The sequence below is a fragment of the Nocardiopsis algeriensis genome, assembly GCF_014203695.1.
Taxonomy (GTDB): Bacteria; Actinomycetota; Actinomycetes; order Streptosporangiales; family Streptosporangiaceae; genus Nocardiopsis; species Nocardiopsis algeriensis.
In genome coordinates this window covers 273893-286760 of record NZ_JACHJO010000002.1, presented here as the reverse complement: position 1 = coordinate 286760, position 12868 = coordinate 273893, and the positions used below count along the sequence as shown (strand labels likewise).

Below are 12868 nucleotides of genomic sequence, written 5' to 3'. Positions count from 1 at the left end.
TGACCTGGGTGGGTTCCCGTCAGCAGTGTTCGCGTCCTTCGCGGAATGTGCGCCGTGCTACATCTGGTGACACAGTGGGCCCATGCGCTTGCTCCCCGGACGGATCCTCGCCCGTGCGACCGCGCTCCCCGCGATCGCTGTCTCGGCCTGGCTCCTGGTGGCCTTCCCCCTGCTGGCCCTCGGTGTCTTCACCCCCCTGCCGGCCGTTGTCCTGGGCGTCCCCGCCGTGGTCGCGGCCTGTGTCTGGATTCCGCGGCTGATCCCCGATCCCGACGAGGACGTGCCGTGGTGGCCCGTCGCCGCCGTCCTGCTGATCGCCGCCGTCTTCGCCGCGGTGCAGATCGCCTTCCACGCCGAGGCCCTGGTCATCCGCCGCGACCCGGCCTCCTACGCCATGTACACGGTGTGGATCGCCGAGAACGGATACCTCCCCATCCCCCAGCAGCGCGACCTCATCGCGGGCGACGACCCCCTGCTGAGCTACGGGAGCCTGGCCCACTACGAGCGCGGCGACGTCATCTGGCCCCAGTTCATGGCCGGGGCCCCGCTGCTCACCTCCGTCGGCCACTGGCTGGGCGGGCTCGACGGCATGCTCGTCACCACCCCCGTCCTGGGTGCGCTGGGTGTCCTCTCCTTCGCCGGGCTCGCCGCACGCCTGGTCGGCGCCCGCTGGGCGCCCCTGGCCGCGCTGCTCCTGGCCGTGTGCCTGCCCCAGCAGTGGGTGAGCCGCTTCACCTACAGCGAACCCGTCACCCAGATCCTCCTGCTCGGCGGGCTGGTGCTCGTCTACGACGCCCTGGCCCGCCGCACCCGCCTCGGGGACCGCTGGTCGCGCGCGCACACCCTCGCGGCCGTGGCCGGTCTTGCCCTCGGCCTGGCCCTGGTGGTCCGGATCGACGCGATCCGCGATCTGCTCCCCGTGGTCGGTTTCGCCGGCCTGATGCTGGTCGCCCGCCGGGGCCAGGCCCTGCCGCTGCTGGGCGGCCTGGCCGTCGGTGTCGGCATGGGCCTGTACGCGGGATACGGGCTGTCACGGCCCTACCTGGAGTACCTGTCGGACTCCCTCCACCCCCTGCTGCTGATCAGCGCCGCCGTCATCGCGGTCACGGCCGCCGCCACCGCCTTCCTGTGGCGCCGCGGCCTGCCCCGCACCGACCGCGTCCGGTGGCTGCCGGCCGCGGTCGCCGCCCTGGCCCTGCTCGCCATGGCGGGCTTCGCGGTCCGGCCCCTGCTGTGGCCCGACCACGGCCACGGCAGCGACTTCACCGACAACTGGGTGGCCTACGTCCAGCAGGTCGAGGGACTTCCGGTCGAGAGCAGCCGCACCTACTACGACATGAGCCTGTACTGGGTGGGCTGGTACGTGGGGATGGGCACCGTCCTGTTCGCCTCCCTCGGCGTGGCCATGGTGCTGTACCGCCTCGCCAAGCGGCAGGACCCCCAGTGGCTGCTGCCCGCCATGTTCTTCGTGTGGACCGTCGCCACCACCCTGCTGCGTCCGGCCATCACACCCGACCACCCGTGGGCGAGCCGGCGCCTGATCGTCCTGGTCATCCCCGCCTTCATCCTGTTCGCGGTCTGGTTCACCGCGTGGCTCACCCGCTACTGCGCCGCTCCCGGGCGGGGCGCCGCGAGCCCCTTTCCCGCCCGCGCCCTGGCCGCGTCCGTCGCGGTCGCCGCCGGCGTCTCGATGGTCGTCCCGGCCGCGGCCACCTCCCACGCCGGCACGGGTTACCGGCAGGACGTGGGAACCGTCGCGGCCACGGAGGAGTTGTGCGCGGCGCTGCCGGAGGACTCCTCCGTCATCGTGGTGGACCCCGGGATGGCGGGAAACTACATGCCGCTGCTGCGCAACGTGTGCGGCGTGCCCACCGCGGCCCTGGACGACGCCACCCAGGAGAACGTCGACCGGATCGTCGACGCCGTCCACGACCGCGACCGCACCGCGGTGCTCGCCTCGGAGGAGTGGGGGCAGCTCGCCGAGCTCACCGACGGGTCGGTGGAGGTGACCGCGCCCTTCCACGTGTCCGCGCAGATGGATCCGAGTACGCTCATGAAGCCTCCGACCGGACACTGGAGGTTCACCGGGAACGTGTGGATCGCGGTTCTGCGCGATCCGCGGTGACCTTTCTCCCCGCCCCGGCCCCCCGACCACCGACGACCCCGCCGAGATGAACCCATGAACCACACCAGCGACGACAGCCGCGACGAGCCGCAGCAGCGTGCGGAGCCCGGTGAGCCCCCCGTACGGGTCACCGTGGTGCTGCCCTGCTACAACGAGGAGGACCACGTCCTCGACGAGGTCAAGCGGATCTGCGCCGCCATGGACGCTTCCGGGTACGGCTACGAGCTCCTGGCCTTCGACGACGCCTCCACCGACGGCACCCTGGAGCGGCTGCGTGACGCCGAGCACCTGTACCCGCACATGAGGGTGGTCGCGTTCGAGAACAACGGCGGCTCGGGGACCGTGCGGCGCATCGGCAGCCAGCGTGCGCGCGGAGAGTTCGTGGTCTGGACCGACGCCGACATGAGCTACCCCAACGAGCGCATCCCCGAACTGGTCGCCATGCTCGACCGCGACCCGGAGATCGACCAGGTCGTCGGGGCCCGCGACCAGGAGCGGGGCAGCCACAAGGCCCTGCGCGTGCCCGCCAAGTGGGTCATCCGCAAGATCGCGGAGAAACTCACCAACACCCGCATCCCCGACCTCAACTCCGGACTGCGCGTGTTCCGCCGCGACGTCGCCCGCCCCTACCTGCGGCTGCTGCCGCCCGGCTTCTCCTGCGTCACCACCATCACGCTGGCCTTCCTGTCCAACCAGCACCCGGTGAGGTACGTGCCGATCGAGTACGCCAAGCGGGCCGGCAGGTCCAAGTTCCACTTCGTCAAGGACGCCTACCGGTACATCCTCCAGGTCCTGCGCATGGTGATGTACTTCAACCCGCTCAAGGTGATGATGCCGCCGGCCCTCACGCTGCTGTGCGTCGGTACGGCCAAGTTCGTCTTCGACCAGGTGCGCAACCCGCTCTACATCCCCAACAACACCGTCATGATCCTCATGACGGGGCTCGTCATCGCGGCGATCGCCCTGCTGGCCGACCTCATCGTGCGTTCCCGGGACGGGGCGTGAGCGCGGCGCCCGCCCGGGTCGTCCTCGTCGGCCCCGCCCACCCCTACAAGGGCGGGGGCGCCCGGCACACCACCGAGCTGGCACACCGGCTGCACGGCCTGGGCCACCCGACCGCCGTCGAGTCGTGGCGCGCCCAGTACCCCTCGGTGCTCTACCCGGGAGTGCAGACCGTCGAGGCCCCCGAGGGGGATCCCTACCCCGGTACCCGCCGCGGCCTGGCCTGGTACCGGCCCGACGGCTGGTGGCGGACCGGCCGCCGCCTGGCCCGGGAGGCCGACCTCGTGGTGCTCACCCTCTTCTCCCCGGTCCAGGTGCCCGCCTATCTGGGCATCCTCGCCGGGCTGCGGTCGGCGCGCTCCCGCCCCCCGCGCACGGTGGCGCTGTGCCACAACGTGCTGCCGCACGAGCGGCGCGCCGTCGACGTGTCCCTGGTGCGCGCCCTGCTGCGCCGGGTGGACGGGGTGCTCACGCACTCGCCGGAGCAGGCGTCGCTGGCCGAGGGGCTGCGCCCGGCCGGGGCGGACCGGCCCGCCGTGGCGGAGATGCCCCCGCACCTGCCCGACACCGGCGGAGCCGCGGCCCCGCCGCCGGGCGAGCGCCGGCACCTGCTCTTCCTGGGCATCGTCCGCCCCTACAAGGGGGTGGACGTGCTGCTGCGGGCCCTGGCCGCCGGAGCGCCCGCCGACGTCACGCTCACCGTCGCGGGCGAGTTCTGGGGCGGCACGGGCGAGGCGGCCGCGCTCGCCGAGCGGCTGGGGATCGCCGACCGGGTCCGGCTGCGTGACGGCTACGTCCCGGCCGAGGAGCTGCCCGGTCTGTACGCGTCGGCCGACGCCGTCGTGCTGCCCTACCGCACCGCCACCGCCAGCCAGAACGTGTGGCTGGCCCACGAGCACGGCCTGCCCGTGATCGCCACCCGGGCCGGAACGCTGGCGGGACACGTCCGCGAGGGCGTCGACGGCCTGCTGTGCGAACCGGGTGACGTCGACGGCCTGGCCCGTACCCTCCGGGAGTTCTACGCCCCCGGAGAGCCCGAGCGCCTGCGCGCCGGGGTCCGCCCGGTGGACGCCGAGCCGTACTGGCGGGAGTACACCGGGCGGCTGCTGGAGGCCTGAGGCCGTCGGGGGATCGCTACAGCGGAGGTGCGCCGATCCGTTCCGGGGCGCTGCCGGCCCGATGTCCCCCGGAGAGTTCGAACGTCGGTCAGGCCGGTTCGGGGGAGTGGGCCGGCAGCACCGACAGGCCTGCCCAGGCCATGTCGGCGGCCGTCATCACCAGCCGGGACAGCACCGCCACCACCAGGGCGGAGCCCGCGTCCACGACCGGGGCCAGGGCCACCACCAGTACCGCCTCGCGCACCCCCAGGCCCGCCGGGGCGAACACCGCCAGCAGGCCGAGGGTCCATGCCAGCGCGTAGGCGCCCACGGCCGGGAGGAGCGAGTCCAGCGGACCGCCGCCCACCGCCCAGGTCAGGACCCACGCGTGCAGGCCCAGTGGAATCCACGCCACCAGGGTCCAGCCCAGGGCGGCGGCCATCGTCCGGCCGCCGATCCGCAGGGCCCCGGCCTCGGCCACCTCCCGGAAGCGCGCGAACGGCCGGGCCGCCAGGCGCACCCCCCACCCGACCACGCGCGGATGCAGCGCCGCGAGCACCAGAGGAGCCAGGACGAGCGCCCACCACCAGCGGCGGGCCGCCTCGGCCGAGGACAGCGGCAGAGCCACCGCCGCGACCGCCAGACCCGCCGCGACGGTCACCCCGACGGCCAGCAGGGTCGCGGCGGTGCCCCGCACACGCGGCACGTTCCGGTCGCGGGCCAGTTCCACCTGCGCCACGAACGCCCACACCGATCCCGGCAGGTACTTGCCGAGCTGGCCGACGAACATGATCCGGGCCGCGGCCCGCACCGGCAGAGGAGAGCCCAGGCCGGCCAGGAGGGCCCGCCAGGCGAGCATCTGCGCGGTCAGCCCCGCCATCGCGGCGGCCACCGACAGGGGCAGGGCCCACAGCGGAAGGTCCAGCACCGCCTCGCGCGCCTGGCCCCAGTGCCCGCGCAGGGCCCAGCCGGCGCACACGCACAGCAGCGCGAACAGCGCGGTGCGCACCCACGGGTCGCGGCGCAGCCGGGTCAGCACGGGTCTCCCCCCTTCGTTTACCTGCCGACCCTACGCTCCCGGGCGCGCGCCCGACGCCGGGAGGGAGGTGCGGCGGGGAAGGGGCCGGAGCGTAGGGTGCGCCTATGAGTGGTGAGAACGTTTCCGCCCCCGCCGCACCCCCGACCGCGTCCGCCATGCGCCGCGCCCTGGCCCGTGCCCGGGACGGCAAGACCCTGGACGCCGCCGAGGCGGAGGTACTCCTGCACGCCCGGGGCGAGGACCTGGAGGTGCTCCTGGAGCACGCCGGGAGGGTTCGGGACGCGGGCCTGGAGGCCGCCGGACGTCCCGGGACCGTCACCTACAGCCGCAAGGTGTTCGTCCCCCTCACCCGGCTGTGCCGCGACCGGTGCCACTACTGCACCTTCGCGACCGTGCCCGGCCGTCTCGACGCCCCGTTCCTGTCGCCCGACGAGGTCCTCGGCATCGCCCGCGAAGGAGCGGCGATGGGCTGCAAGGAGGCCCTCATCACCCTCGGGGACCGGCCCGAGGACCGGTGGAAGCAGGCCGCCGAGTGGCTCGACGCCCACGGCTACGACGACACCCTCTCCTACGTGCGCGCCGTGTCGGTCATGATCCTGGAGGAGACCGGCCTCCTGCCGCACCTCAACCCCGGGGTGCTCACCTGGTCCGACTTCCAGCGCCTCAAGCCGGTGGCGCCCTCCATGGGGATGATGCTGGAGACCACCTCGCGGCGCCTGTTCACGGAGAAGGGCATGCCCCACTACGGCAGCCCCGACAAGGACCCCGCGGTGCGCCTGCGCGCCCTGGAGGATGCGGGCCGCTCCAGCGTCCCCTTCACCACGGGCATCCTCCTGGGCATCGGCGAGACCTTCGCCGACCGGGCCGAGTCGATCTTCGCGATGCGCGGGGCCGCCCGCCGCCACGGCGGCGTCCAGGAGGTCATCGTGCAGAACTTCCGGGCCAAGCCGGACACCGCGATGAGGCACCGCCCCGACGCCGAGCTCGAGGAGATGGCCGCGGCCGTCGCCGTCACCCGCCTGGTCATGGGCCCCAAGGCGCACATCCAGGCGCCGCCCAACCTCATCGGCGGGGAGGAGGGCGGCCGGGACGAGTACGCGCTGATGCTCCGCGCGGGCATCGACGACTGGGGTGGCGTGTCCCCGCTGACCGCCGACCACGTCAACCCCGAGCGGCCCTGGCCCCAGATCGACGACCTGGCCGCGCGCACAGCGGCACAGGGCTTCACCCTGCGCGAGCGGCTCACGGTGTACCCCGAGTACGTCCGCGCGGGGGAGCCGTGGCTGGACCCGCGCCTGGCCGGGCACGTCGCCGCACTCGCCGACCCCGAGACCGGTCTGGCACGCGAGGACGCGATTCCCGAGGGGCGGCCCTGGCAGGAGCCGGAGGCCGTCCTGCTCTCCTCCGGCCGCACCGACCTGCACACCGGGATCGACGGGGAGGGCCGCACCGGGGACCGGAGAGGCGACTTCGACTCCGTCTACGGCGACTGGGACGAACTGCGCCCCGGGGTGGACCGCGAGGGCGCCGTCCCCCGCCGGTTCGACCCCGAGGTCGCCGCGGCCCTGCGCCGGGCCGAGTCCGACCCGGCGGGGCTGACCGACGCGGAGGCCCTCGCCCTGCTGCACGCCGACGGCCCGGAGCTGGAGGAGCTGGCGGCCCTGGCCGACCGCGTGCGCAGGGACGCCGTCGGTGACGACGTCACGTTCGTCGTCACCCGGAACATCAACTTCACCAACGTCTGCTACACCGGCTGCCGCTTCTGCGCGTTCGCCCAGCGGCGCACCGACGCCGACGCCTACACGCTCTCCCTGGAGCAGGTGGCCGACCGGGCGGAGGAGGCCTGGCGGGCGGGCGCGACCGAGGTGTGCATGCAGGGCGGGATCCACCCGGACCTGCCCGGCACCGCCTACTTCGACATCGCCCGGGCCGTGCGCGAGCGCGTCCCCGACATGCACATCCACGCGTTCAGCCCGATGGAGGTCGTCAACGGGGCGTCCCGTACGAACCTGCCGGTGCGCGAATGGCTGGCGCGGGCCAGGGAGGCAGGCCTGGACTCGATCCCGGGTACCGCGGCCGAGATCCTCGACGACGAGGTGCGCTGGGTCCTCACCAAGGGCAAGCTTCCCGCGGGGGAGTGGATCGAGGTCGTCACCGCGGCCCACGACCTGGGGATACCGACGACGTCGACGATGATGTACGGCCACGTGGACTCGCCCCGGCACTGGGTGGCGCACATCAAGCTGCTGCGCTCCCTCCAGGAGCGCTCGCTGGAGCGCAACGGCCGCCCGGGGTTCACCGAGTTCGTGCCGCTGCCGTTCGTGCACACCAGCGCGCCCCTCTACCTGGCGGGCCTGGCCCGCACGGGGCCCACCGTGCGCGAGAACCGGGCCGTGCACGCGCTGGCCCGGCTGCTGCTGCACGGCGCGATCGACAACATCCAGTGCTCGTGGGTCAAGCTCGCCGAGGACACCTGCCGCCGGCTGCTGGAGGGCGGGGCCAACGACGTCGGCGGCACCCTGATGGAGGAGACCATCAGCCGCATGGCGGGCTCGGGGCAGGGCTCGTACAAGACCATCGGCGACATCCGCGCGCTGGTCGAACCCACCGGGCGGCCGCTGCGCCAGCGCACCACGCTCTACGGCGAGGTGTCCGAGGAGCGGCGGCGCACGGCAGAGGCCTCCGGCGGCGTCGCCCCCGAGGTCCTGCGGCCCACCCTGCCGCTGCTCAGCTAGAAAAGGCGGGGGTCCGGGGAGCGCCGTGCGCTTCCCGGACCCCTGTCGGTCTCAGGCGGTGGTCAGCAGGTGCCGACGAGGCGCCAGACGCCCCACTCGCCGGTGGTGCCGGGCTCCTCGCCCCGCGTCCACCACTGGGCGCGGTACTCGGCGCCCCCGTGGGCCACCACGTCGCCGCCGGTGTAGACGGCCTCGGCGCTCCAGGCGGGGGCGGTGCAGTCGCCCGGCTCGACGGGGGGCTCCTCCGTCGGCTCGTCGCCGGGGTCGGGGTCCGGCTGGGAGGGGCCGCCGTCCAGGCGCGCCGAGATGGTCTCGGCGAACTGGTAGCCGTTGGTGGCGTCCCAGTTGATCGACCAGGTCATCACGCCGCCGATGGGCCCGTACGGGGTGTCCGGGGAGAACCTGCCGCAGTTGGTGCCCTGCTCCAGGCAGTCGAGTGCGCGGACGACCTGGCTCGGCGCCATGTGGCCGCCGCCGGCCGCCGCCGGGACGGCGGGCAGACCCAGCCCGACCTGGTGGGGCTCCAGCCCCATCTCCAGCTGGATGCAGGCGAGTGCCGCGACGAAGTCGGGCGTGCCCTGGCTGTAGACCTGCTGGTCGCAGCCCAGCATCGAGCCGGAGTTGTAGTACTGCATGTTGACGATGGTGAGGATGTCGGAGATGTTCGACGCCAGCTGGTAGTAGCCCATGCCGGTGTGCTGGAAGTCGATCGTCTGCGGCGCCATCGCGATGATCAGGTCGTCCCCGGCCCGGGAGTGCAGGTCGCGCAGCGCCTGGGTCAGGTACTGGGCGTTGATGCCGTGCTCGAGGTCGATGTCGACGCCGTCGAACCCGTAGTCCTGCATCAGGGCGTGGGTGGTGGCGGCGAAGTTCTGCGCCTGTGCGGCGTTGGCGACGGTGACGTTCCCCTTCTCACCACCCACGGAGATGATGACCTTGCGGCCCTCGGCCTGGATGGCGGCGATGTCGGCGCGGAACTGGGCGTCCGTGTAGCCGCCCAGCTCGTTTCCGGCCAGGTTGAAGGTGATGCCGCCGTCGAGGGACGGGTGGTTGTCGGCGAACGCGACCGCCACGAGGTTGTACTCGGAGGGGATCTCCGACAGCCGCATGATGGTGGAGCCGTTGTCGAAGTTGTGCCAGTAGCCGGTCAGCCACTGACCGGTCTGCTGGCGGGCGGTCACGGTCTCGGCCTCGGAGGGCTCGGGGGAGAGCTGGACGGCGAGGCCGGCGGCGAACAGAGCCGTGAGGGCGGCCGAGAGCCAGGCAAGGAGAGGCCTGGTCCGGGGGGATCCTGTACTGCGACGTCTCATGGGGGAGTTTCCTTTCGTCGAGCGGGGAGAGACGAAGGGGATTAATTGTTAGGAAACCTTAGAGTTGTCGCGCAGTCTCGTCAATGAAATGGGAAATAAAGCTTTCAGTTTTATTCGGCACCCGGTCCCGGCCGGGGAGGCGCAACGGGCCGCCGCCGGAGGATCCGGCGGCGGCCCGTGGCACGCGACCGCGGTCAGCGCACCGCGATGAACGCGTCCGGATCCCGCGGCGGGCGCTCCTTCGGCGGCTCGGCGGCGCGTCCCACCGCGACCGCGCCCATCGGCTGCCAGTCGTCGGGCACCTCCAGCACCTTGCGCACCACGTCGGCGCAGAACATGGTGGAGGAGATCCACGCCGACCCCAGTCCCTCCACGGCCAGCGCCACCAGCAGGCTCTGCACCCCGGCGCCCATCGCCACGAGGAACATCGAGCGCTCGGCCTCGGCGCGGCGCTCGTCCGGATACGGGTGCGCTCCGTCGGCCACCAGGAAGGGGACCACCAGGTACGGCGCCCGGCGCAGCACGTCCCCGCGCCGGGTGCGCCGCGCGATCTGCTCCTCGGTGAACCCGTCTCCGCGCAGGTCCGCCACCCAGGCCTCCAGCATCGCGTCCAGCAGGCGCTCGCGGGTCCGCGGCGACTCCACCAGTACGAAGCGCCAGGGGGTGGTGTGGTGCGGTGCGGGTGCCGTCACCGCGGCGGCCACCGCCCGGCGTACCAGTGCCGGGTCCACCGGCTCGTCGGTGAACGACCGCACGGTCCGCCGGGCCGGGACCACGTCGCGCGAGCCGTACCGGAACAGGTCGTCGTCGGCCGACCGCACCAGGGCGGCCGCACCCGGGCCGTCCTCCTCGGTCACCAGGTCGGCCAGGCCGCGCACCACCGCCACCGGTACCGCGCTCGCCTTGCCCTTGACCAGGTCGCCCGCTCCGGCGATCTCGTCGGCGACCGCGCCCACGGTCGCCTCCATCACGTTCCCGTGGGTGTCGGTGGTGCCGCGCAGGTCCTGGACCGGCACCAGCCCGGCGACACCGATGGCGACGTCGGTCTGACCCACGCGCCACGGCCGCCCGAAGGTGTCGGAGACCACCACCCCGACGTTCACGCCGAGGCGCCGGCGCAGTCCCGCGCGCAGGGCGCGGGCCGAGGCGTCGGGGTCCTCGGGGAGCAGGAGCACCGTACCGGGCTCGACGTTGGAGGCGTCCACGCCGGCCGCGGCCATCACCAGGCCCCGGCGCGTCTGCACGATCCTCGTCCGTCCCGCGCGGGCGACCACGCGCACGGTCTCGGCGGTGATCGCCTCCTCGCGGTCCATCCGCCGCGAGCGCCCCTCCGCCTTGCTGACGATCTTGGAAGTGACCACCACCACGTCGCCGTCGGCCAGGGGATCGCCCGAGGCGGCGACGGCATCGGCGACCAGCGCGGCCAGGTCGTCGCCCTCGCGGACCTCGGGGATGCCCGAGAGCCCGCGTACCCGCAGCTCGGTGCTCACGCCCCGTCCCCCTCGCGCCCGGCCAGTTCCACGGCCAGGTCGAGGGCCGCCCGCGCGATCGCCTCGGTGGCGGCCGGATCGCTCATGTACAGAGGGCGGGAGCGCACCTCGATGCCCTCCACCTCGGTTCCCGCGTCGGCCTCGTCCACGAGCCAGCCGTCCAGGAGGTCGGCGCCCAGATGGGCGGCGACGGCGCCGGCGTCGGTCTCCACGCCGATGGCGCTCAGGCAGGCGTCGGCCATGCCGCGTACCGGTGCGCCTCCGATGATCGGGGAGACGCCCACCACGGTCTTGGCCGCCATGGCGTCGCGGATACCGGGGATGTTCAGGATCGACCCGACGCTCACCACCGGGTTGGACGGCGGCAGGAGGACGAGGTCGGCCTCGGCGATCGCCTCCAGGACCCCGGGCGCGGGCTTGGCCGTGTCCGCCCCCACACCGACGATCTGCTCGGCGGGCAGCGCGGCGCGGTACCGGATCCACCACTCCTGGAAGTGGATGGCCCTGCGCCTGCCGTCCTCGTTCACCACCACGTGCGTCTCGACCTGGTCGTCGGTCATCGGCAGCAGCCGGACACCCGGCCGCCAGCGGTCGCACAGGGCCTCGGTGACCGCCGACAGCGGAAAGCCGGCGGCGAGCATCTGGGACCGCACGATGTGGGTGGCCGTGTCCCGGTCCCCCAGGCCGAACCATGTGGGCTTCATCCCGTAGGCGGCCAGCTCCTCCTTGACGGTGAAGGACTCGTCGGCCCTGCCCCAACCGCGCTCCTCGTCGATCCCTTCGCCGAGGGTGTACATCACCGTGTCCAGATCCGGACATATCCTCAATCCGAACAGGGTGATGTCGTCACCGGTGTTGCCGATGACGGTGATGCTGCTGTCTGTGGTTCTGCCTTCGGTCTCCGGTGCGCCGGTTCCGAGCGCGGCCCTCAGGCCCCGCAGGAAGCGTGCTCCGCCGATGCCTCCGGCCGGTACGACTATCCGCATGCGTCCAAGTCTGGCAGGCTGGGTGCTTGTATGGGTTGTCTGCCCCGCCGTGGGGAGCGACCCGGGCGTGACCGTCTTGATACCGGGAGTTCCCGGGTGGTGGGAACCCCGGCAGCGTGGCCGCCATCCCATCTTGTCGGCCACCGTCCCGGTGTCCCCCGGATCTCCACCCGGACGCGGCCGCTCCACCCTGAAGCCCGACATAGGAAAAGCTTCCCCCGACCGAGGGCGGCGAAGAAGCAGCAGAGGGGAACCTCTCTTGAACAACGAATCACTCGAACGCCTGCGCCTGCCCGGGGCATGGGTCCTGCTGGCGGCTGTGGGAGCCACCATGCTCTCGGGCCTGATCAGCCTCATCGTCTTCTCGAGCGGGTGGGAGGGGTCGTTCGCGTCGTCCATGCGCGGCGTCGGCTCCTCGCACTTCTTCGGTGTGGGCACCACGGTCCTGATCGCTGCGGCGGTGGCCCTGGTGCTGACGAGCGAGCGGACCCGCCCGGCGGCCTCCCCGGTCGTGCTGACGGCCATGATCCTCACCTGCGTCGGCCTGCTCTTCTGCGCCATCACGCTGATCTGCGGGTTCATCGACGTCAACTTCGGCATCGGCCTGAGCAACCTGCTCGGGACGGTCTCCCAGGGTGCGGTCCTCGGCCTGGTCGGCTTCGCGGCGCTGAAGGCCTTCAACGACCCCACCCTGGTGCCCCGCACCGCGGGCCGACCGCAGCAGCCCGCCTACGGTCAGCAGTTCCCCCCGATGACCGGCGCCCAGCAGTCCTTCGCCCCGTCCGGCTACCCGGCACAGGACCCGGCGGGACAGCCGGCGGCCGACCCCGCTCAGCAGCAGGGCCACGACGCCTCCCAGTACGGGCAGCAGGCGTACGGCACCGGGGCCCAGCAGGCGTACGGCCAGCAGTACGGGCAGGAGGCCCAGCAGCAGTACGGAACCGGCGGCCAGCAGGCCTACGGCACCGATGCCGCCCAGCAGCAGTACGCGGCCGACCCCGCTCAGCAGCAGGGCCACGACGCCTCCCAGTACGGGCAGCAGGCGTACGGCACCGGGGCCCAGCAGGCGTACGGCCAGCAGTAC

At 73.0% G+C, this 12868-nt stretch carries 8 protein-coding genes and 1 pseudogene; 5 read left to right on the top strand and 4 right to left on the bottom strand.

Features of this window, described 5'->3' with window-relative positions; translation table 11 throughout:
* Positions 1–82: 82 nt before the first annotated feature.
* From FHS13_RS03540 to FHS13_RS03530, 3 genes are read left to right on the top strand one after another with little or no spacing between them, the layout of a single operon-like run.
* Positions 83–2125: a hypothetical protein gene (locus FHS13_RS03540; protein ID WP_184287386.1), complete on the top strand. Its 2043-nt coding sequence runs from the start codon at positions 83–85 to the stop codon at positions 2123–2125.
* A gap of 54 nt (positions 2126–2179) precedes the next feature.
* Positions 2180–3130 carry a glycosyltransferase family 2 protein gene (locus tag FHS13_RS03535; protein ID WP_184287385.1) on the top strand — a complete coding sequence of 317 codons (951 nt, stop codon included), beginning with the start codon at positions 2180–2182 and terminating at the stop codon, positions 3128–3130.
* Positions 3127–4245, top strand: a complete 1119-nt coding sequence (locus tag FHS13_RS03530) for a glycosyltransferase (RefSeq protein WP_184287384.1) — start codon at positions 3127–3129, stop codon at positions 4243–4245. Before FHS13_RS03535 ends, FHS13_RS03530 begins: the two co-directional genes overlap by 4 nt.
* Positions 4246–4333: 88 nt before the next feature.
* Here FHS13_RS03530 and FHS13_RS03525 read toward each other — a convergent pair whose 3' ends face one another.
* On the bottom strand, positions 4334–5263 hold the full coding sequence (locus FHS13_RS03525) for a lysylphosphatidylglycerol synthase domain-containing protein (protein WP_184287383.1): 930 nt from the start codon (positions 5261–5263) through the stop codon (positions 4334–4336).
* Positions 5264–5367: 104 nt separating this feature from the next.
* Here FHS13_RS03525 and FHS13_RS03520 point away from each other — a divergent pair, with 104 nt between their 5' ends.
* Positions 5368–7998 carry a bifunctional FO biosynthesis protein CofGH gene (locus FHS13_RS03520; RefSeq protein ID WP_184287382.1) on the top strand — a complete coding sequence of 877 codons (2631 nt, stop codon included), beginning with the start codon at positions 5368–5370 and terminating at the stop codon, positions 7996–7998.
* 62 nt (positions 7999–8060) lie between these two features.
* Here FHS13_RS03520 and FHS13_RS03515 read toward each other — a convergent pair whose 3' ends face one another.
* The 3 genes from FHS13_RS03515 to cofD form a co-directional block, all read right to left on the bottom strand.
* Entirely contained in the window at positions 8061–9308 is a 1248-nt protein-coding gene (locus tag FHS13_RS03515; RefSeq protein WP_184287381.1) for a glycosyl hydrolase family 18 protein, read from the bottom strand.
* Between the two features lie 194 nt (positions 9309–9502).
* Positions 9503–10798 carry a coenzyme F420-0:L-glutamate ligase gene (locus FHS13_RS03510; protein ID WP_184287380.1) on the bottom strand — a complete coding sequence of 432 codons (1296 nt, stop codon included), beginning with the start codon at positions 10796–10798 and terminating at the stop codon, positions 9503–9505.
* The gene (gene cofD, locus FHS13_RS03505; protein ID WP_184287377.1) at positions 10795–11784 is read right to left on the bottom strand and encodes a 2-phospho-L-lactate transferase; all 990 of its coding nucleotides are present in this window, start codon (positions 11782–11784) and stop codon (positions 10795–10797) included. The genes FHS13_RS03510 and cofD overlap by 4 nt, the downstream gene beginning before the upstream one ends.
* A 259-nt stretch (positions 11785–12043) precedes the next feature.
* Between cofD and FHS13_RS03500 the strand changes: the two are divergent.
* A pseudogene (locus FHS13_RS03500) lies at positions 12044–12868 on the top strand (hypothetical protein); the annotation flags it as partial.